The following is a 21,427-nucleotide window of genomic DNA, read 5'->3' as shown; positions in this document are numbered from 1 at the left end:
CGATGCACAAGCCGCTTTCGCCGACTTACGTCCCGCCCATCGCGATGCCATCCGGCCTCGCTGCGCTGGCCGTCCTGCTGCTCATGCTGTTGCTGGCCGGCCTGGGCATGCGCCAGGCCGAAGCGCCGGCGCCGGCCCCCGTCACCGCCCCGGCTTCCGCCTTCTCGGCGGCGCGCGCCATGACCCACCTGCGCCAGATTGCAGCCAAACCGCACCCGATCGGCACCGCGGAGAACGCGGCCGTGCGCGACTACCTGGTGGCCCAGCTGCGCGCCCTCGGCCATGCGCCCGAGGTGCAGAGCGCGATGGTGGTGCCGGCCAAGGGCGTGGTGGTGGGCCAGGTCAATAACATCGTGGTCCGGATTCCCGGACGCACACCCGGCAAGGCCCTGCTGCTGGCGGCGCACTACGATTCTGCGCCCCTGAGCCCGGGGGCGGCCGACAACGGCGCCGCCGTGGCGTCCATCCTGGAGGCGCTGCGCGCGCTCAAGCAGGGCGAGCCCCTGACGAACGACCTGGTGATCGCGTTCACCGACGGCGAGGAGGCGGGTCTGCTCGGCGCACGGCATTTCACCAGCCAGGCGGTGGCCGCCAACATCGGGATGGTGCTCAATTTCGATTTCCGCGGAAATAGCGGACCGTTCTGGATGTTCGAGACCAGCGCCGGCAACGGCAAGCTGATCGACGGCTTCGGCAAGCTCGAGCTCGCGCTGGGCAATTCGCTGCTGGCCGAGGTGTACCGTCTGATGCCCAACGATACCGATTTCTCCGCGTTCAAGCAGGCCGGGATGCCCGGCCTGAACTTCGCGGCGATGGGAAGCCACAACAGCTATCACACCGCGCTGGACCGCGCCGACCTGCTCGACGGCGCCAGCCTCCAGCACGAGGGCGAGATCATGCTCGCGCTGGCCCGCCATTTCGGCAACCAGCCGCTGGCGGAGATCCGCGCCGCCGACCGCGTCTACTTCAACCTGCCGGCGCTGGGACTGGTGAGCTACCCGGGGGGCCTGGTCCTGCCGCTGAGCCTGGTCGCGCTGCTGGCGCTGGGCGCGCTGGTGGTGCTGACGCTGCGCGCCGGCCAGGCGCGCGGTGCGCGCGTGGCGTGGGCCGCACTGGCCTTCGTGGTCGCCAGCGTGCTGGTCGCGCTTGCCTGCCAGTTGCTGTGGTTTGCGCTGTGCCTGCTTCATCCGGCCTACCAGTTGCAATTGCATGGCAATACGTATAACGGCGGCTGGTACCTGGGCGTCTTCACCTGCCTCGGGTTGGGGCTGTATGTGCTGGTTCTGGGCCGCCTGCAGCGCAGTTTCCGCCCGGCCGAGATGAGCCTGGGAGCATTCTCGGCGCTGGCGCTGGTGCTGGTCGCCGTGAGTATCCTGGCTCCGGGCGCCAGCTTCCTGCTGGTGTGGCCGCTGCTGGCGGTGGTGCTGGGCGGCCTGGTGCTGCGCAAGCGCGAATGGCCGCCGCTGCAGCGGCTGCTTGCGCTGGCACTGGCCGCGCTGCCCGCGGTCTGCATGTTCGCGCCGCTCGTGTCCCTGATGTACTACGGCCTGAGCCCGCAAATGGTGGCCGCGACGATCCTGTTGCTGATGCTGATGCTGGGCGCGCTCACGCCGCTGCTGCAGGCGCTCAAACGGCGCTGGGTGTTGCCCTTCCTGCCCCTGATGGCGGCCGTGGTCCTGCTGGGCATCGCGTCGGCGAACTCGGGTTTCGACAGCAGCCGGCCGCAGCCGGATAACCTGTTCCTGGTCCAGGACGGGGCGGAGCAGCAGGCCTATTGGGTGTCCGAGAACGACCAGCTTGCCCCGTGGGCGCGCAGCCTGTTCCCGGCCAAACCCGAGAAGCTGGCGCTCAAGAACGTGTTCGGCCCGATGGGGCGCCCACGCTGGGCGGCGCCGGCGGGACGGGTGACGCAGCCGGCTCCGGCGATCACGGTGCTGGGCGACAGCCTGGCCGGCGACCTGCGCCGGGTGACGGTCGAGGTGCGCTCGCAGCGCGCCGCGCCGCGCATGATGGTGTTCGTCGACGGCGCACCGGTCCAGCTGGCCGAAGTGCAGGGTCAGCGCTACGCCAGCCTGGGCGACCGCCCATGGCTGACCAACGCGTTCGGGATGGGCAAGCAGCCGCTGCACCTGGTGCTGGCGGTGAAAGCCGGCACACCCTTCTCGATCCGGGCGCGCGACTTCAGCTACGGCTTCGAACTGGCCGGCGCACCGGTTCGGCCGGCAGGGTATATCGCCCAGGCATTCCGCGACGGCGATACCACCCAGCTGACCAGCAGCCACCGGTTCGACTGAACCGGCTCAGGCGCCGCCGCCCCGCAGGCGGCGGTGCCGCTCGGCCAGGACGCCGGTGGCGACCAGCAGGGCGGCCAGCAGCATCTGGCCGCCGACGATGCCTGGCGTGACCCGATGGCGGATGCCGAAGGTGTCGAGCTGCGCCACTTCCCTGAGCTCGTTCGACAGCCCGAGCGCCAGCATGAACAGGAACAGGAAGGGCCGCGGCAGCCGCACGGCGTGGCCGAGGGCAGTAGCGAGCGCCGCGAACAGCAGCAGGCCGCTGGCCAGGGCGGCGGCCCCGAGCGGATAGTCGACCGCCCAGCGCACCAGCACCACCGAGCAGAATGCGAAACCGAGCACCAGCGCGGCAAGCAGTTGGCGCGCATAGCGGCGCCCCCGCCCGCCGGGCAGGGCCAGGCTGGCGTGGTACCAGCCGGCCTGATGGTCGCGGGTGGCGATGTCGCTGCAGACAAACGCCCAGGCCATCAGGCACAGCGGCAGGACCGCGGCCAGCGACGACGCGGTCGCCGGCAGCGTCACGCCAATTGCCACCACGAGCATGACGATCGTCAGCGGACGCGTCGTGAGCGTCATGCCCAGTTCCGCGAGCAGCGCACCAGGCAGGCCCGGCAGGCGCCCGGCTGCGTCCAACAGGGGAGCCGCGACGGCGGCGAAGCGGGCGAGACGGTCGTTCAGCGGCGCGAGCATCCTGCGCGCGCCTGCACCCAGGCGGGCAAGGACGCCCTGGCGCGGCGCTTCCCGGCGCTCGGGGGAATAGCGATGGAACAGCCGGATGGCGGGCCACAGCGGCAGCAAGGCCAGCAGGCCGGCCAGCAGGCGGGCGCCGACAAGCTGCGGGCTCAGGATGGCCTGCGGCATCGCCAGCACGCCCTGGGCCGGCTCGAACGAAGACCGCTCGGTGCCGATCGCACCGGTGCCGAACAGGTTCGCCAGCTCGGCCATGACGGTGTAGTGTCCCGAAAAATCAACCAGCAGCAAAGGATGGAGCTGGGCCCCGGCCTGGCGCCAGAACGGTCCCATCGCGCCCGCGCATCCCGCCCACAGCGCGAAATAGGCGATTTCGCCGGCGCGGCCGGTCAGCGGCGCCCAGGCATCGCACAACACGGCCATGCTCGCGGCAAACATGATGCAGGGTAGTCCGAGCAGGGCCCAGACCAGCAGGTAGGTCGGCAGCTCGATCGGCGCCGGCACCATTGCCAGGTGCAGCACCAGTACGGTGCCCAGCGAAACGAGCATCAGCAGCGCCAGCACGGTGACACCGCCGGCCCAGCGCGCCAGCAGCAGGCGTGCGTTGCTGACCGGGGTGCTGGCAAGCATGGCGCCGCTGCCATCGAGCATTTCCTGCTGTGCGCGGCCACGCAGCAGGTAGAAGCCGGCCAGGCCGGCAAACACCGGCACCATCGCGCCGAACATCAAGGCCATCACCGCGCTGTCATACTCGACCCGGGTGCGGTTGACCGTCAGCATGGAGGCGCCACTCTGCGGATCGACCCAGAACATCCTGGTGACGACGACGGTTGCCGCCAGCACCAGCACGAACTGCCAGCGCCCCAGGTGGCGCCGCAGTTCGTGGCCGACCATCGTGAGGAAGGCGCCGTTCATGCCGCCTGCTCCACCGGGAGTGGGTACTGCGCCATCAGCGCGTCTTCCAGCCCGGGTTCGGCCGGCACCGCGCCGGGGCAGGGCGCCTGCGGATGCGCCATCCGCAACTGCATGCCGTCTGCCTGCTGATGCGCGCGCAGGATCGTGACCGTCTCGCGCAGCCGGTGGTAGTGGTCGAGGTCGACGAAGGCCGACCAGATGTGGCCGCGCGCGCGCGCCATGATCTGCTGCGGACCGGCGTGCGTGGTCAAGCGGCCGCCGCTGATCATGACGATGTCGGAGGCGATGTTCTCGACGTCCGACACGATATGGGTCGACAGCAGCACCAGCTTGCTGGACCCGAGCTCGGCCATCAAGGCGCGGAAGCGGCGCCGTTCCTCCAAATCGAGCCCGGTCGTGGGCTCGTCGACCAGCAGGATGTCGGGGTCGTTCAGCAAGGCCTGGGCGATCCCGAGCCGGCGCCGCATGCCGCCGGAAAATTCGCCGACGCGGCGCTCGCCGAACTCCTGCAGGTTGACCAGCTCGAGGCATTCGCGCACCCGTGCCGGATCGCGCACGCCCTTGAGCGCCGCCATGTAGCGCAGGAAATCGCACGCCCGCAGCTTGTCCTGCACATTGAAATTCTGCGGCAGGAAACCGAGGCGGCGCCGGATCGCGTCGGGATCGGTGGCGATGTCGGTGCCATTGAAGAGAATGCGTCCGCTGCTCGGCAGCATCAGCGTTGCGATCATGCTGATCAGGGAAGTCTTGCCGGCGCCATTGTGTCCGATCAGCCCGACCAGGCCGGCGCCCAGCGACAGCGAAATATCGTCGACCGCCCGGACTCCGGATGGATAAGTCTTGCAGACGTTTTCAATACACAGCATGGGAATCGATCCTTGGGATAAAAGAATGGCAGGACGGGCAGGAGATAATTAAAGCAGGACGAAATAGCCTGTGCGCAGCCGCAGTATAATCAAATGGTCCAATACGGTCTTACATTAAAAAGGCATAACCCGAATGAGCATGCAGGAGTGGCTGCGCGAGAATCTGCCGATGGCGATCGCCTGCGCCGCGACCGCGCCTTTCCGGGTCGAAGCCGTCAAATGGGAGGCCGTGTTCGAGGGATACGCACCGACGATCTTCTTGAGCGTTCATGACGCCGCTGCATTCGATCCGGCCGCGTTCCGCACGGCGGGCATCGATCGTCCCGAGGCGATTGCACGCGCCGTCACCAAGCGCCAGGCCGAATATTTCCACGGGCGGCTTTGCGCCCGTGCAGCGCTGGCCCATGCCAATGCGGGATCCCGGCAAATACCGGCCGGAGCGATGCGCGAACCGCTCTGGCCACCGCATTATGTCGGCAGCATTACCCATAGCCGCATGCTGGCGGCGGCCGTGGTGGCGCATGCGGCCCAGTGCAGGGGTATCGGTATCGACATCGAAGACGTGAGCGGCGGCGCGGCGCTCGACGCCTTGCGCCAGACGGTCGTCTCCACGGCAGAGCTTGCCTATCTTGATGCGATTTCCACGGAGATCGGCAGCGACATATTGCTTACCTTGATATTCTCGGCGAAAGAGAGTTTTTTCAAGGCGGTATTCAGCACGATTAACAGGTATATCGATTTCGACGCCCTGGAAATCCGTTCCATCGACTTCGGCAAGCGCCGCGCCGTATTCGTTGTCCAGGAAAACCTGTGTCCGCAATTCATGGCAGGCGACACCTGCAGTATCGCGTTCGAATTGATTGGGAAAGAAACGGTATTTACCGTTTGCGCCTGGTAGGCGGCGAGTTTGAACCAGCGCCGGCCGGCGTTCAATGCGGCGTACGGCAGGTTTATGCGAAACGGGTGAAAATGGCAGGATTGCCGTCGTACTTTGCGTTAACCACATTGATTCGCACCCCGAGCAGATCGAATTGAATACAGGGGCATTATCTATTACAAAACCGGCGGTTAGCAATGCGAATGTCGGGCGGATTCCGGGCGGCCATGAGGCGCCCATGCGGCCATGTGATCGGCGCCGGAGCGCTCCGTGGAACCGGCCCGCGCAGGGAATGCTGGTTTAGATATTGAAATTTCTCAACAGTTGCGGCATAATATGGGCCACCGGGAGGTTAGCTCAGGGGTAGAGCACTGCATTCACACTGCAGGGGTCGCAAGTTCGAAACTTGCACTTCCCACCAGATTGGTTGTCGACAAAAAGGGCTTGCACCGTGAGGTGGCAAGCCCTTTTGTCGTTCCAGGCCTGCCCGTAACAGGCGGCGGGCCCGGAGAAGCCAGGCTAGGCACGGCTGTGCTCCGCCCGCAGCCAACCATACAGCACCGCCATCATGAAGGGGCCGACGAACAGGCCGATCACGCCCAGGGTCGACACGCCGCCCAGCAGACCGAACAGCACGGCCAGGAAAGGCAGGTTGACGCGGTGTCCGATCAGCTTGGGGCGGATGAATTTGTCGACCATGAACAGCTCGACCGCGCCCCAGGTGAACAGGCCGAGGGCCGCGCCGGGATGGCCCTGGCCGAGCAGGAGCAGCGAGACCATGGTGAAGGAGAGCGGCGCCCCGCCCGGGATCAGGGCCAGGTAGCCGGTGATTACGCCGAGCAGGGCCGGCGCCGGCGCGCCCGCGATGGCATACGCGACACCGAGCACGACGCCTTCCAGTACCGCGATCGAGCACAGGCCCAGCGCCGTGCCGCGCACCGACAGCGGCAGGATGCGGCGCAGGTTGCCGTAATGGCCGGGCAGCAGGCGCACGCCGGCGCCGTCGACATAGCGCACCACGGCCGGGCCGTGCAGGTAGAGGATGAACAGGGTCAGCAGGGTCAGGAACAGATACAGCGCATTGGCCAGGATGGTCGAGCCCCAGAAGCGCGCCGCGCCGGACAGGTGGGGCAGGACGTCGCCGAGCGTGGTCTGGATCAGGGCCTTGAGGCCACCGGGAATCGCCAGGTGTTCGTTCCACCAGGCGATCACGCGCTCGGACACCAGCGGAAGCTGCGCCAGCCAGCCGGGCGCTTCGACCCCGACTTCGTTCAGGCGCGCCAGCAGGCGCTGCACGCCGACCAGTTCGTGGCCGAGCGCTTTGATGAGCAGCAGCGACGGCCCGAAGAAGCCGACCAGCAGCAGCGCCAGCAGCATGGCGGCGGTGGCCAGCGGCGGGAAGCCGCGCGCCACCAGGCGCTCGCGCAGCGGCCAGGTAATCACGGCCAGCAGGCCGGCCCAGGCGAGCGAGCCCAGGAAATGCTGCAGCAGCAGCCCCAGGGCGATGGCGAACAGCACCGGTATGACGAGCGAGCCGTAGCGAAATGTGGATCCGGGTCCCTGGTCCACGGTTCAGCCTCCCCGGAGCGGGCGGCGGCTGCCCGGGTTGGCGCCTGCGGGCTGCAGGCGGGCCGGAATACCGGGGACGGGCGGGTGCGCGAGCCTGGCTGCGCTGGGAAATGCAATGCGTTTCATGGTTCCGAAGTGCTTTATCAAGAGGTGCAGGGCGGGCGCCTGGGCGCAGTTGCCGATGCTGAAGGATAAAGCAAGGAGCTCGTCCGGTAAAAGCGAATAATACCGAAAGATTACTTCGGAAAAACAGAAAGCGGGGTGAGGCGGCGCAGGGGCCGCCGCGGTTCGGCCCTGGATCAGCCGTGCAGGTCGTCGTCGGTGAGCGTGCCGTTGGCGTACAGGCGCAGCAGGATCGCCACCGGCGGCGGGATCAGGACGCCCGTCTCGAAGCGGCTGCCGCTGGACTGGGTGACGCCGAAGCGGTTCCAGAACTTTTCCTGGCTTTCGCGCTTGCGGATCCGCAGGCGGCGCAGGTCGTGCGGCGCGGCCGGCCAGGGCGCGGCTTGCGCCGGTGCAGCCGGGACTTCCATCCCATATTCTTCTTCCATCATCTTGCCAGCCATTGCCGCATCCTTCCGTTGATCCATCATGTTTTCGCTTGCGGTCCGGGACTTTGCCGGGACAACGCGGTAAGACTGGATCGTAATCGGAAAGGGTAGGCCCAAGGCTCTCGAAATGTCACGGCCGAGTAATTACTCTAATAAAGATCTTGGCGCTGTCACCGCAAGCTGTAGAAATTGAACTGCCGAGTTCCGGCGCGGTCCAACGATGATCTGATCGATTGTCGGGTGCGGCATGAACCGAGCAGGTTTCAACAGGTGGCTGAAGAAATTACCCTCGTTGACGCGGGGCCAGCACGCGCAGCTGCTGGACGCCTTGCGCCCGGCAATTGGCTTCGAACGCGTCTGCGCGGCGATCGCGCAAGCCAGACCCAGTCCCTGCTGCCCGTCCTGCCATGCCGAACGGCCGTATCGGCATGGGCTAAACCGAGGCATCCAGCGCTACCGCTGCCGCGCTTGCCGCAAGACCTTCAGCGCATTGAGCGGCACGCCGCTGTCGCGCCTGCGCCATCGCGCCAAGTGGCTCGATTACCTCTCGAACATGCTCGACACCAAGAGCTTACGTGCATCTGCCAAGGCCGTCGGCGTGCATCGCAACACGAGCTTTCGCTGGCGCCATCGTTTTCTTTCCTTGACCAGGCACGACCGGCCCGCGCAGCTGGCCGGCATCGCCGAAGCCGACGAAATGCTTTTGCTGGAATCGCAAAAAGGTTCGCGCAAGCTCGACCGGCCTGCCCGCCGGCGCGGCGGCGTCGCCGCCACACGCGGCATCACCCATGAGCACGTCTGCATCCTGGTCGCGCGCGACCGCACCGGGCAGACGCTCGACTTCGTCACCGGTCGCGCCGCCGTCACGAGCCGGCAGCTGCACCGGCACCTCGCGCCGCGGCTCCACCGGGATGTGCTCCTGGTGACCGACGGGCATCCCGCCTACCGGGCCTTCGCGCGCGAAGCGGGCATTGCGCACGCTTTCGTGAACCTGCGACTTGGCGAGCGGATGCGCGGCGCCGTCCACGTGCAGAACGTCAACGCCTACCACCAGCGTTTCCGGCAGTGGTTGGCGCGTTTTTACGGTGTCGCCTCGCGCTATTTGCCCAATTACCTGGGCTGGCGCTGGGCGCTCGACGGCGAACGCATTGGTTCACCGGAGGGACTGCTGAGAGCGGCGCTGGGCATCTTCCACACGTAACGGGCACAGCGCCAAGATCTTGGCGCTGTCACCGCAAGCTGTAGAAATTGAACTGCCGAGTTCCGGCGCGGTCCAACGATGATCTGATCGATTGTCGGGTGCGGCATCGTGGCGGATCTCGCCGCGCCGACAGGTTCGCGCTCATGAAATCCCACTGTCTAAGCTGACCCGCCAGTCCCAATCTCGGGTATGATCGTTAAGTTTCTTTTCGACACTAGTTCTATTTCAGCAATGAACCCAAAGACCGAATTTGCCAGCCCCTTCGCCGCCCGCGCCGTCAACCTCGCCAACTCCGGCCTGGTGGTGCTCGATGCCGCCCAGGAGATCGTGCTGTGGAACAGCTGGATGGTGCCGCGCTCCGGCTATTCGGTAGCGCGGGTGCGGGACCGGGCGCTGTTCGAGGTCTTCCCGGAGCTGCGCGGCTCGCGCGTGGAGGCAGCGGTGCTGGCCGCGCTGACCGAAGAGGTGGCGACCACGGTTCCCGCGTCGACCGGACGCGCGCCGTTCCCGCTGCGCGAGGCGGGCAGTTTCGATGGCGAGCGCATCGACCAGGCCGTCACCGTGACGCCCTTCAGCGAGGACGGCGAGCGCTATTGCCTGGTCGAGATCCGCGACGTCAGCGGCGCCAATGATCGCGAGCGGCGCCTGCTCGACCATGCCGAATCGCTGCGCGCGCGCTCTTATGTCGATGGCCTGACCGGCATCGCCAACCGCCGCCACTTCGACGTCGCCCTCGACCGCGAGCTGCGCCGCGCCCAGCGCAGCGGCGGGGCGCTCTCGCTGCTGTTGATGGACATCGATTCGTTCAAGGCCTACAACGACCACTTCGGCCACCAGGAAGGCGACGCCTGCCTGACCAGCGTGGCCCAGGCCCTGGCCGGGATGCTCAAGCGGGCCGGCGACGTCGCCGCGCGCTACGGGGGCGAGGAATTCGCGGCGATCCTGCCCGACACCCCCCCCCAGCAGGCGCGCGTGCATGCGGAGGCGATACGCGCCCACGTCGCTTCGCTGGCGCTGCCGCATGCACCGAACGCGCTGCGCCCGCACGTGACCCTGAGCATCGGCGTGGCCACCTTCGACCCGGAGCGCCTGAATGACGCCGCGACCCTGATCGAGGCGGCCGACAAGGCGCTGTATGCCGCCAAGCGCGGCGGCCGCGACCGCGTGGTGGCCGACGGCGACGCGCTGTAAGCCCTGGCGGCGCCGCCGCCGCGGCCGAGGTGTCGCATGCGTGGCCAGCGCCGGGCACGGCAAGGCTGGTGTACACTCGCCGTAAAACGCGCTCCCATCTTCCATGCTCAACGGCCATTACGAACCAACGCTGGTGCTGCTCTCGATCCTGGTCGCGATGTTCGCGTCCTACACGGCCCTCAGCCTGGCGGTCCGGGTCAGGCAATCGGACGGTCACGGCCCGCATGCCTGGATCGCCGGCGGCGCCTTCGCCATGGGCAGCGGCATCTGGGCCATGCATTTCATCGGCATGCTGGCTTTCCGCCTGCCGATGCCGGTCGGTTACGATCCCCTCATTACCTTCGTGTCCTGGCTGCTGCCGGTGGTCGTATCCGGCCTGGCCCTGTGGCAGCTGCGCCACCGCCGGCTCGGCGGGCGCCACCTGGCCTGGGGCGCGGTGCTGATCGGACTGGGCATCAATGCCATGCACTACACCGGCATGGCGGGCATGCGCATGGACCCGCCGATCACCTACGATCCCTGGCTGTTCCTGGCTTCGGTCGCGATTGCGATCGGGGCCTCCGCCGGCGCGCTCTGGATCGGCTTTCGCCTGAGCGAGCACCTGCGCCGTCCGCGCCTGCTGCAGCTGGGCTCCGCCATGGTGATGGGCGGGGCCATCGCCGGGATGCATTACACCGGCATGGCCGCCGCCCACTTCGACGCCGCCAGCATCTGCCGCGCAGCAAGCGATGGCGTCGAGCAGGACCACCTGGCGATCCTGGTCGCGGTGGCCAGCTTCGCGGTCCTGAGCATCGCGCTGCTGGCGGCGATCTTCGACGCCCGGCTGGCGTCGCGCAACCGCAGCCTTGCCGCTTCGCTGGAAACAGCGGCCGCGCGCCAGTCGCTCTACCTGCGCGAACAAAAAGCGCGGGTCGAAGCCGAGCACCTGAGCCAGCTGAAGGACGAATTCCTGGCCACGCTCTCGCACGAACTGCGCACGCCGCTCAATGCGATGCTGGGCTGGTCCCAGCTGCTGCTGCAGGGCGCGCGCGACGAGGCCATGCTGCGGCGCGGGCTGGAAACCATCGAACGCAATGCGCGCGCCCAGTCGCAACTGATCGAGGACATGCTGGACATGAGCCGCCTGATCACCGGCAAGGTGCGGGTCGAGGCGCTGCCGGTCAGCCCGGGCGAATTCGTCGACGCCGCCATCGAAACCGCGCGCCCGGCGGCGATCCTGAAACAAATCCAGCTCTCGGCCGACGTCGACTACGGCGCCGGTCCGGTGACGGGCGATCCCGGCCGCATGCAGCAGGTCATGTCGAACCTGGTGTCGAATGCGATCAAGTTCACCGATCCGGGCGGCCGGGTGGCGGTGAGCGTGCGCCGCGACGGCGAGCAGGTGGCGATCGACGTCACCGATAGTGGCGTCGGGATCGATCCGGCTTTCCTGCCCTATGTGTTCGACCGCTTCCGCCAGGCCGATGCCTCGTCTTCGCGCCGCCACGGCGGCCTGGGACTGGGCCTGGCCATTGCGCGCCAGCTGGTCGAACTGCAGGGCGGCGCCATCACCGTCTCCAGCCCCGGGACAGGCCTCGGCTCGACTTTCACGCTGCACTTGCCGATCCGGCAGGCCATCACGGCGCGTACCCCCGGCGTGCCGGCGCCGTCCGTGGACGTACCCGCCGAGGTCCTGGCGCATCCTGGCGCCGCGCTGGCCGGCGTGACCGTGCTGGTGGTGGAAGACGAACCCGATTCGCTGGAACTGGTGCAGCAGGTGCTGCTCGGCACCGGCGCCACCGTCCTGTCGGCGTCCAATGCGCAGGATGCGCTGCTGGCGCTCGAGCGCGAGGCGCCCGACCTCCTGATCAGCGATATCGGCATGCCGCTGATGGACGGCTTCCAGCTGATCCGCCAGGTGCGCGCGCTGCGCGACCGCCAGGCGGCCGCGATTCCCGCGATCGCCCTGACGGCCTTCTCGCGCCGCGAGGACCAGCAGCGCGCGCTGGAAGCGGGTTTCGACGAATTCCTGGCCAAGCCGCTGCGCCCGGCGTTGCTGGTGCAGGCAGTGGCGGCGCTGGCCGGGCGGCGCGCCCTGATGCGGGCCTGAGGCTGCGCGAAACCGCCCCGGGCGTGGCGCTTACAGCGCCGGCTGCCAGGACAGGTCGGGCATCACCAGTTGCAGGCGCAGCTCGCGCTCGGCGCCCGGCGCCTGGCCGGGCAGGGCGCTTTCCACGATGAAGCCGCGGTTGCGGCCCGCTTCCTTGCCCTTGTAGAGCGCGCGGTCGGCCAGCGCGATGGCCTGCTCCCAGCCGAAGCCAGGGTCGGGCGCGCCCGGCAGCGCGACCGCGCCCGCCGTGGCGCTGACGGCGAGCGCGCTGCCGTCGTCCAGTATCACCGGGGCGGCATTGATCGCGTTCAGGATGCGCTGCACCAGCAGCGGATATTGAAGCGCGTTCACGCCCTGCGAATACACCAGGAATTCCTCGCCGCCCCAGCGCAGCACCATGTCCGATTCGCGCACCGCTTCGTTCAGGCGCCGGCCCACTTCGACCAGCACCAGGTCGCCGGCGGCATGGCCGTGCTGGTCGTTGATGCGCTTGAAGTCGTCGATGTCGAGCAGGATGAAGCAGTCGATCGACCCGGCCTGCGCGGCCTCGCGCTCGCGCATGCGATCGGCGAAGGAGCGCCGGTTGTACAGGCCAGTGAGCGGATCGTGCGCCGAGCTGTGCGCCAGTTCGGCATTGAGCTCGGCCAGGCGGCGTCCGGTGCGCTGCGATTTCCGGTACAGCATGAAGACGAAGCCCGACAGCACCAGCGCCAGCGCGGCGCCGAGCGAGGTGACGGCCTGGCGCAGGGTGCGGTTACGGATCTCGGCATCCTTCACCGCGTTTTCCTGGCGCAGGACGGCGATCTGCGCGGCGCGCTGCTTGGCCTTGAACTGCTCCTGCAGCGCCGCGAATGCCTTGTCGCGCCGCTCCACCGCCAGCTCTTCGATGACGCTTTCCCGCTCGCGCACGGTCTGCAAGGCCTGTTTGTACAGCCCGGCCTTTTCCAGGGCCGCGCCTTTTTCGGCCAGCAGGTTGGCCACGCCCGGCAAGGCGCCGGCCTTGCGCAGTTCGCGCGTGATCCGGTCGATGTAGGCGCTGCCTTCAGGCATCCGGCCCTGGCCGAACAGGGCGAAACCGAGGTTGGCATAGGCCATCTGGATGGCGCTCTGGTCGTCCACGCTTTCGGCCACGGCAACGGCGGCGCGCGCACTGCGTTCGGCTTGCGGGTAGCGGTGTTCCTTGAGCCAGGCATCGGCGACGTTGCCCAGGATGTTCGCCTCGAGCCAGTTCAGTTCATTGCGGCGCGCCAGCGCCAGCGCGCGCCCGAACGACACGTGGGCCTGGCGCAGCTGGTAGAGCGAGACGTAGGCGCGGCCGTCCATGAAATGCATCGAGGCTTCCACCCGCACCGGCATGGCGCCGCTCGCCTCGCGGTAGGCGCGGGTGGTGTCGAGCGCCTTGGCCGCGTCGCCGGTATTCACGTACAGGCGCGCCAGCGCCAGCACCAGGTCGGATTCGCGCGGGGCCCACAGCCCGGGATGGCGCTGCACCAGTTCGAGCCCGTGCAAATAGTGGCTGAAGGCGCGGTCGTGCTGGCCCATGACGTTGTAGATCGCGCCGTAAGCGACGTCGGCGCTGGCCGTGAATTCGACGTTGTTCAAGCCCTGGTACTGGACGTTCAGGCTTTCGAGCAGGGCCATGGCGGCGGCCGGGTCGTTGTCGTTGAGGAGCTTGTGCACGCGTCCGAGGCTGGCCAGCGCGGTCTGCGCCGCATCGTTCTCGGCCTGCGCCAGGCCGATGAGCTGTTCGTCCACCGCATAGGCATCACGCAGCTTGCCGGCGTCGGCATGGGTGCGGCGCAGCAGGCGCAGATATGCGATGCGGATCGCATACGGCAGGTCGGCGCGCAGGCCTGCCGTTTCCCGGACCAGCAGGGCGCGTGCCTTCGGATTGCTTTTCTCGGCCAGCTGGGCCAGTTCGCGCAGCCGCGCCTGCGCTGCGCCTCCCGGGGCGCCATCGGCCGCGGCGGCCCCGCATGCCGACGCCAGCACCAGCAGCAGCGCAGGCGCAGCGCTGCGCCAGGTGCTCATCGCCATGCGGGACGGCAGCGGGGTCGTCATGGTCTGCTCGGCCGGGGCCAAATGAAGGTGAGGCGATTATGTTCTGTTGATTTACGGAAATCAAGCACGGTCTGAAGGTGCGCATGTTTGCGCTACGCAATATTTATTTTGTGTCTGAACAAGCGAAATGACGAGTTTCATGCTTTTACTTTGATTCAAAACAACAATCTGGTGATAATGTTACGCCTGCGAAATGCAACCCCGCAGGCAAGGCGAAGTCGGTTCCAGGGCCGGCATGGCGGTTACCACCACCATGCACGGAGCGCAAGGGCGAGAACCGCCCGGGCGACATCATTAACGCCGTGGAGCCACACTATTTTTTTGATTGGAGAACAAGCAGTGAGTCTTTTCAGAACCAAGAATCTCGACACGATGTTGGCGACAGCCCAGAAACCGGGCGGCCTCAAAAAGGTGCTCGGCCCGCTCGACCTCGTCCTCATGGGCATCGGGGCCATCGTCGGCACCGGCATCTTCGTGCTCACCGGCACCGGCGCCGTGACTGCAGGGCCGGCCCTGACGCTCTCCTTCATCATCGCCGCGCTGGCCTGCGGTTTTGCCGCCCTGTGCTATGCCGAATTTGCGTCGAGCGTGCCGGTGGCCGGCTCGATCTACACCTATAGCTATTTCACCCTGGGCGAAATCGTCGCCTGGATGATCGGCTGGGACCTGCTGCTCGAATACGGCCTGGCCACCTCGACCGTCGCGGTCGGCTGGTCCGGCTATTTCCAGTCGCTGCTCAAGGGCATCGGCGTGGTCCTGCCTGAAGCCCTGCGCGCCGCGCCGGGTGCACAGCCGGGCGTGGAGACCCTGTTCAACCTGCCGGCCTTCCTGATCATGATCCTGCTGACCTGGATGCTGTCGCTGGGCGTGCGCGAATCGGCCCGCATCAACAACGTCATGGTGCTGATCAAGACCGGCGTCGTGATCCTGTTCATCGTTGTCGGCGTCAACTACGTCAAGCCGGAAAACTGGCAGCCCTTCATGCCCTTCGGCTTCGGCAGCGTGATGAGCGCCGCCGCCCTGGTGTTCTTCGCCTTCATCGGCTTCGACGCCGTGACCTCGGCCGCCGAAGAAGTGAAGAACCCGAAGCGCGATCTCCCGATCGGCATCATCGGTTCGCTGGCGGTCTGCACCGTGCTGTACGTGATCGTGGCCTCGATCATGACCGGCATCGTGCCCTTCATGAACTTCAAGGGCGTCGACCACCCGGTCTCGCTGGCCCTGCAATACGCGGGCCAGGACTGGGTCGCCGGCTTCGTCGACCTGGCCGCCATCCTGGGCATGAGCACCGTGATGCTGGTGATGGCCTATGGCCAGACCCGCATCCTGTTCGCCATGTCGCGCGACGGCCTGCTGCCGAAGAAGCTGTCGGAAGTGCACCCGAAATACGGCACCCCGTTCTTCGCCACCTGGATGGTCGGCATCGTCTTCGGCCTGATCGCCGCGGTCGTGCCGCTCGACGTGCTGGCCGAACTGGTCAACATCGGCACCCTGGCCGCGTTCTCGCTGGTCTCGGTCGCGGTGATCATCCTGCGCAAGACCCGCCCGGACCTGCCGCGCGCCTTCCGCTGCCCTGGCGTGCCGGTGATCCCGGCCCTGGCGATCGTGTTCTGCGTCGCGCTGATGTCCTTCCTGAGCTGGCATACCTGGGTGGCCTTCGTCATCTGGCTCCTGATCGGCCTGGCGGTCTATTTCGGCTACGCCCGCAGCCGTTCGCTGCTGAACGTCACGAACCAGTAATCCCGTAGCCGCTTCCCGCGGCCACACCCGGCGCCCGGCCCGCATTGCTGGCCGGGCGTTGTCGTTTCCGCGCCGGGCAGCCTAGCTTACGTGCTAAGCTTTTCTGCGACGCCAGGCCCCTCCCGGGCCCGCCATATCGGAGATGCACATGAGCGCCATCGTGCTCGGCAAAAGCGACGCCCTGCTGGTCATCGACATGCAGAACGATTTCCTGCCCGGCGGCAGCCTCGGCGTGCCGCAAGGCGACCGGGTGCTCGCCCCAATCAATGCACTCATCGCGCTGTACCAGTCCCGCGCCCTGCCGGTGTATGCCTCGCGCGACTGGCATCCGGGCGACCATTGCTCGTTTGCCGCCCAGGGCGGTCCCTGGCCGCCGCATTGCGTGGCCGGCAGCGAAGGGGCGCGCTTCTCCAGCGAATTGCGCCTGCCCGGAAACGCCGTCATCGTCTCCAAGGCCGATACCCAGGCCCACGATGCCTATTCGGCCTTCAACGGCACCGGCCTGGCGCGCAGCATGCGGGCCGAGGGCGTTACGCGGGTGAGCGTGTGCGGACTGGCCACCGATTATTGCGTGCTCAATACGGTGCTGGACGGGATCGAGGCCGGTTTCGAGGTACTGCTGGTGCTCGAAGCGATGCGCGCGGTCGAGGTCAAGCCGGGCGATGGCGACCGTGCGGTCGCGCGCATGCTCGGCGCGGGCGCGGTCCCGGTCAGGCTGTCCGGGGGCGCGCTGGTGGCCGACCTGGCGCTCGGAGCCCGGCCTTAAGCCGGAAAATTGACCATCTGGCAAAATTCTCCCAGCTCTTCCATTGTCAGTTTTGTAATCCCTCTCTTACATCCTCGCAGCGCGCCTACCGATTCTCGCGAAACAGTTCAGTCTGGATAATGGGGGATTGTCTTCCCAGACCAACATTAATATCCGAGAGACATGAATTCGATGCTGTTAGACGCTACGCCCGTCGCCGCCCATGCCGCTCCCGCGATCCGGGAGCGTGCGAGGGACCTGTATTTCTCGCTCTACGATCATCCGCGCGCCAATCAAGACGAGGCGCGCGCCTACGTGCTGGAGCAGGTGGCGGCCGTGCAGGACTTGCCTGCCGACCTGCCGCCGACGCTCGCTGAACTGCCGGCCTGGGTCGAGGAACGCACCGACGCCGTCGGCCAGCAGTATCGCGACTACCTGGCCGCGCGCAAGAACGGCGCGCCGCGCCGCTGTTTTTCCTGCCGCTCGCATGCGCTGTATTTCATCAAGGCCGTGGCCCCGACCAAGCTGGTCGACGGCGCCTGGCTGTATGGCCTGCTCAAGCACTGGGACAACCCGGCCTACCACGGCCTGATCAAGACCTATATCGAAGAGCTGGGCGAGGGCGTGCCCGACAAGAACCACGTCACGCTCTACCGCAAGCTGCTGGCTACCCACGGCTGCGACGGATGGGAAGCGCTCGACGACGACCATTTCGTGCAGGGCGCGCTGCAGCTCGCGCTCGGCCACCACGCCGACCACTTCCTGCCCGAAGTCATCGGCTACAACCTCGGCTACGAGCAGCTGCCGCTGCACCTGCTCATCACCTCGTACGAGCTGAACGAATTCGGCATCGACCCGTATTACTTCACCCTGCACGTCACGGTGGACAACGCCGCCAGCGGCCACGCCCAGAAGGCGGTACAGGCGCTCGTCGATCTGATGCCGCGCGTGGGCGACCGCGATGCCTTCTATCGCCGCGTGCTCGACGGCTACCGCCTGAACGACCTGGGCGCCAGCAGCAATTCGGTCATCGCCGAATTCGACTTGCAGGGCGAACTGGTCGAGATCCTCGCGGCCAAGAGCCGCGTGGGCAAGAACATGCACTCGGACTACTGCCGTGTCGCGGGCCGCTCCGTGAACGACTGGCTGGCCACGCCGGCCCAGGTCCCGGACTTCCTGGCGGCCCTGGAAAAGGCCGGCTGGATCAAGCGCGGAGAAGAGGTCGAGCACAGCCGCTTCTGGGGCCTGGTCAGCGGCGAGAAGGCCGAGATGTTCGGCGTCTTCAGCGCCTACGAGCTGCAGGTGCTGCGCGACTGGATCACCACCGCGCCGGACGGAAAGCGTGCCGAAGGCCAGCGCGCCATGACCTGGCGCGCGCGCCAGCGCACCCTGGACAACCTGGGCCAGCAGCAGGATCGCAGCGCCGCCTTCCCGGAGCGCGGCCTGATCCGCCGCCACCCGCGACTGGAAGACGCCGGCAACGAACTGCGCCTGCTGGAAGAACAGGTCGCGGGCGCTAGCGGCAAGCAGGACGCGATGGCCCTGCTGGTCGGCCTGATGTCGCCCGAAGTACACCATACGGCGGCGGGGCTGATGGCCACCCGCATGTACACCCAGCTGTTCGATGCGTGAGCGCCGGGCGAGTTGACGATTGCCTGCGGGCCGCAGCTTGCTTGCGGCCCGCACCCATAATTATTACAAGGATCTATTCGTGCAAATCCTGGAACAACGCTTCTTGCGCGGACCGAACGTCCACGCCGATTCACCCTGCCTGCTCAGCATCATCGACCTGGAAGACCTGTACGGCGTCTCCTCGAAAGACATCCCCGGCTTCAACGAGGCCCTGTTGGCGGCGCTGCCGTCCCTGCACGGCCAGCTGCCGACCGGGCAGCGCGGCGGCTTCGCCCAGCGCCTGCGCGAAGGCACCTATCTGGGCCGCGTGATCGAGCAGGTCACGCTCGACCTGCAAACACAGGCCGGCACGCCCGCCAGCTATGGCCGTACCCGTCCCGTGATCGGCCGGCCCGGCCAGTTCCGCATCGTCTGCGCCTATGAGCAGGAACGCCTGACCCAGCCGGCCTTCCAGCTGGCTGTCGACCTGGTCGAGGCGCTGGGCAACGAGGAAGACTTCGACCTGGCCCCGCGTCTGGAAGAGCTGCGCGAGATCGCGGCGCGCTATGCGATCGGCACCAGCACCGCGGCGGTGCTCGCCGCCGCCCACGAGCGCGGCATCCCGACCCAGCGCATCACCGAAGAAGCCAATCTGTTCCTGCTGGGCTGGGGCGTGAAGCAGAAGCGCCTGCAGGCCACGACCACCGGCGACACCAGCTTCATCGCGGTGAAGATCGCCAGCGACAAGCAGCTGACCAAGTCGCTGCTCAAGGAAGCCGGCGTGCCGGTGCCGGAGGGTTCGGTCGTCACGAGCGTCGAAGACGCCCAGCGCGTGGCCGCGCGCATGAAGGCGCCCGTCACCCTCAAGCCGCTCGACGGCAACCAGGGCAAGGGCGTGACCGTCGACGTGCGCGACCCGGAGGGCGTCGCGCGCGCCTATCATTTCGCGCGCCAGTATGGCCGCCGCATCATCGTCGAACGCTTCGTCGAAGGCCGCGACTACCGCGTGCTGGTGGCCAACGGCCAGGTCGCGGCGGCCTCCTGCCGCCGCCCGGCCCACGTGGTCGGCGACGGCACCGCGACCATCCGCGAGCTGGTCGAGCGCGAGAACGCGCACCCGGCGCGCGGCGCCGGCCATACCAACATCCTCACGAAAATCGCGCTGGATGAACACGCGGCGGACATGCTGGGCAAGCAGGGCTTCGATGTCGACAGCGTGCTGCCGGTGGGTGTCGCGGCCGAATTGCGCGGCAACGCCAACCTGTCCACCGGCGGCACCGCCGAGGACGTGACCGACTTGCTGCCGGAATCGACCCGCCTGCTGTGCGTGCGCGCCGCCGCCAAGATCGGCCTGGACGTGGCCGGCATCGACATCGTCTGCCAGGACATCGCGCTGCCGCTGGACGTCCAGCGCGGCGCCGTCATCGAGATCAATGCCGCGCCCGGCATCCGCATGCACCAGTACCCGAGCGCCGGCACGCCGCGCGATGCGGGCGACGCCATCGTGCAGGGCCTGATGGGCGACTCGGACGGGCGCATCCCGACCATCGCGGTGACCGGTACCAACGGCAAGACCACCACGACGCTCCTGATCGGCCACACCGTGCGCATGGCCGGCAAGGTGGCGGGCGTGACCACCACCGAGGGCGTCTTCATCGACGGCAAGCAGGTCGCCAAGGGAGACTGCACCGGCTACTGGTCGGCCCGTACCGTGCTCGGTTCGCCCGAAGTGGAATTCGCGGTGCTGGAAACGGCGCGCGGCGGCATCCTCAAGCGCGGCCTGGCCTTCGATCGCTGCGACGTCGGCGTGGTGCTCAACATCGCCGCCGACCACCTCGGCCTGGACGGCGTGGACACGGTCGAAGACCTGGCCCAGGTCAAGGCGGTGATTGCCGCATCCAGCTCGAAGGCGGCGGTGCTCAATGCCGAAGACCGGCTGTGCGTGGCGATGGCGCGCCGCGTCAAGCCCGAGACCGAGGTCATCTACTTCTCGATGGACCCGGAGAATCCAACGCTACTCGCGCACCTGGAAGAGGGCGGGCGCGGCGTCTACCTGCAGGACAACGCAGTGGTCGTGGCCGACGCCAACCTGCACCAGGAATTGCTGCGGGTCGAGAGCATGCCGGTGGCCTTTGGCGGCCGTGCGCGCTTCAATATCGCCAACAGCCTGGCGGCTGCCGCGGCCCTGATGGCATCCGGCTTTACCAACCTGCAGATCGCGACGGGTCTCTCAACGTTTGTGTCGAATGGCCGCACCAATCCGCTGCGCACGAATATGTTCGACATCCGCGGCGTGACCGTGATCGTCGACTACGCCCACAACCCGGCCGCCTACCGCGCCATGGCGGAGATGGCGCGCGCCATGCTGCCTGGGCAGCTGGTGGGCATCGTGACGGCGCCGGGCGACCGCCGCGACGACGACCTGATGGAAGTCGGGCGCGTCTGCGGCGAGCGTTTCGACGAGCTGGTGGTGTACGAGTCGCAAAGCCGCGGCCGCGAAGTCGGCGAAGCGGTCGATCTGATCCTGGCAGGCGCCGAGGAAGCGGCCGGCATCAGCGATACGCTGCACCGGGTGATCGAGGTGGGGGAGGCAATCCGCCACGGCCTGAGCCTGTGCCGCGCGGGCGACGTGCTGGTGTTCGCCTGCGGTTCTTCGCTGCAGGTGTTCGTGGAAGCGCTGCGGGTGAATGATCCGGAAAGCGCGGACCTGGTGGCGTCGCAGGTCTAGGCTTATATCGCCGATGAAGAAAGCGGCCAATCGGCCGCTTTTTTTATCGCAACACCGACGCAACACCCTGAAGTTGTTGTTTGTCAGGAGTTAAAACGACGCAACACCGGGGTCAGGTCTGACATTCGGACACGGACTCAACTGGAATAAGGCTGGGCTCGTGTCCGAATGTCAGACCTGACCCTGACCCTTCCCCACATATTTTCCTTGTAGGCGGGCCGGGTTGCTGCTAGCTTCCCTGTCAAAAAAGCGGTGCATGCATGGCTGTGTTAGCCCTCTCTTTCGTAGCGTCCAAACTG

The 21,427-nt window shown here is 67.2% G+C and carries 14 protein-coding genes and 1 tRNA gene; 10 read left to right on the top strand and 5 right to left on the bottom strand.

Translation table 11 applies throughout. The annotated features are described in order from the left end of the window. Window positions 1–2 precede the first annotated feature (2 nt). Window positions 3–2,294: a M28 family peptidase gene (locus AC56LR_RS06020; protein ID WP_497128561.1), complete on the top strand. Its 2,292-nt coding sequence runs from the start codon at window positions 3–5 to the stop codon at window positions 2,292–2,294. A 6-nt stretch (window positions 2,295–2,300) separates the two neighbouring features. Here the strand turns inward: AC56LR_RS06020 and AC56LR_RS06015 are convergent, their stop codons facing one another. Together AC56LR_RS06015 and AC56LR_RS06010 are read right to left on the bottom strand one after the other, a co-directional pair. Continuing rightward, entirely contained in the window at window positions 2,301–3,899 is a 1,599-nt protein-coding gene (locus tag AC56LR_RS06015; protein ID WP_497128559.1) for a hypothetical protein, read from the bottom strand. Continuing rightward, complete coding sequence (locus tag AC56LR_RS06010) at window positions 3,896–4,765, bottom strand: ATP-binding cassette domain-containing protein (protein WP_497128557.1); 870 nt, start codon at window positions 4,763–4,765, stop codon at window positions 3,896–3,898. The genes AC56LR_RS06015 and AC56LR_RS06010 overlap by 4 nt, the downstream gene beginning before the upstream one ends. Before the next feature lie 133 nt (window positions 4,766–4,898). On the opposite strand from AC56LR_RS06010, the gene AC56LR_RS06005 reads away from it, so the two are divergent. Together AC56LR_RS06005 and AC56LR_RS06000 are read left to right on the top strand one after the other, a co-directional pair. Beyond that, complete coding sequence (locus AC56LR_RS06005) at window positions 4,899–5,663, top strand: 4'-phosphopantetheinyl transferase family protein (RefSeq protein WP_497128555.1); 765 nt, start codon at window positions 4,899–4,901, stop codon at window positions 5,661–5,663. Window positions 5,664–5,988: 325 nt separating this feature from the next. After that, window positions 5,989–6,063: transfer RNA gene (locus tag AC56LR_RS06000), tRNA-Val, on the top strand. Between the two features lie 98 nt (window positions 6,064–6,161). Here the strand turns inward: AC56LR_RS06000 and AC56LR_RS05995 are convergent. Both AC56LR_RS05995 and AC56LR_RS05990 read right to left on the bottom strand, forming a co-directional pair. Then, window positions 6,162–7,211: an AI-2E family transporter gene (locus AC56LR_RS05995; RefSeq protein ID WP_497128553.1), complete on the bottom strand. Its 1,050-nt coding sequence runs from the start codon at window positions 7,209–7,211 to the stop codon at window positions 6,162–6,164. Window positions 7,212–7,510: 299 nt separating this feature from the next. Next, complete coding sequence (locus tag AC56LR_RS05990) at window positions 7,511–7,762, bottom strand: helix-turn-helix domain-containing protein (protein WP_497128955.1); 252 nt, start codon at window positions 7,760–7,762, stop codon at window positions 7,511–7,513. 247 nt (window positions 7,763–8,009) lie between these two features. Here AC56LR_RS05990 and AC56LR_RS05985 point away from each other — a divergent pair, with 247 nt between their 5' ends. From AC56LR_RS05985 to AC56LR_RS05975, 3 genes are all read left to right on the top strand, one after another. Next, window positions 8,010–8,963, top strand: coding sequence for an IS1595 family transposase (locus tag AC56LR_RS05985; protein WP_497128551.1), 954 nt, complete (start codon window positions 8,010–8,012; stop codon window positions 8,961–8,963). A 231-nt stretch (window positions 8,964–9,194) separates the two neighbouring features. After that, window positions 9,195–10,154 (top strand): diguanylate cyclase domain-containing protein, encoded by a 960-nt coding sequence (locus tag AC56LR_RS05980; protein ID WP_497128549.1) that lies wholly within the window; start codon window positions 9,195–9,197, stop codon window positions 10,152–10,154. Window positions 10,155–10,257: 103 nt separating this feature from the next. Further along, window positions 10,258–12,243, top strand: a complete 1,986-nt coding sequence (locus tag AC56LR_RS05975; protein ID WP_497128547.1) for an MHYT domain-containing protein — start codon at window positions 10,258–10,260, stop codon at window positions 12,241–12,243. A 30-nt stretch (window positions 12,244–12,273) separates the two neighbouring features. Here the strand turns inward: AC56LR_RS05975 and AC56LR_RS05970 are convergent, their stop codons facing one another. After that, the gene (locus tag AC56LR_RS05970) at window positions 12,274–14,304 is read right to left on the bottom strand and encodes a GGDEF domain-containing protein (protein ID WP_497128545.1); all 2,031 of its coding nucleotides are present in this window, start codon (window positions 14,302–14,304) and stop codon (window positions 12,274–12,276) included. A gap of 339 nt (window positions 14,305–14,643) precedes the next feature. Here AC56LR_RS05970 and bcaP point away from each other — a divergent pair, with 339 nt between their 5' ends. The 4 genes from bcaP to cphA all read left to right on the top strand — a co-directional run bounded on the left by bcaP (window position 14,644) and on the right by cphA (window position 21,128). Next, window positions 14,644–16,044, top strand: a complete 1,401-nt coding sequence (gene bcaP / locus AC56LR_RS05965; protein WP_497128543.1) for a branched-chain amino acid transporter BcaP — start codon at window positions 14,644–14,646, stop codon at window positions 16,042–16,044. Window positions 16,045–16,192: 148 nt separating this feature from the next. After that, on the top strand, window positions 16,193–16,810 hold the full coding sequence (locus tag AC56LR_RS05960; protein WP_497128541.1) for an isochorismatase family protein: 618 nt from the start codon (window positions 16,193–16,195) through the stop codon (window positions 16,808–16,810). Window positions 16,811–16,972: 162 nt separating this feature from the next. Next, window positions 16,973–18,421 (top strand): iron-containing redox enzyme family protein, encoded by a 1,449-nt coding sequence (locus AC56LR_RS05955; RefSeq protein ID WP_497128539.1) that lies wholly within the window; start codon window positions 16,973–16,975, stop codon window positions 18,419–18,421. Window positions 18,422–18,500: 79 nt separating this feature from the next. Next, window positions 18,501–21,128 (top strand): cyanophycin synthetase, encoded by a 2,628-nt coding sequence (gene cphA, locus AC56LR_RS05950; RefSeq protein ID WP_497128537.1) that lies wholly within the window; start codon window positions 18,501–18,503, stop codon window positions 21,126–21,128. The last annotated feature ends 299 nt before the right edge of the window (window positions 21,129–21,427 follow it).

The organism is Telluria sp. ZT3P39, from assembly GCF_059685935.1.
This window is presented reverse-complemented; position numbering and strand designations above follow the sequence as displayed.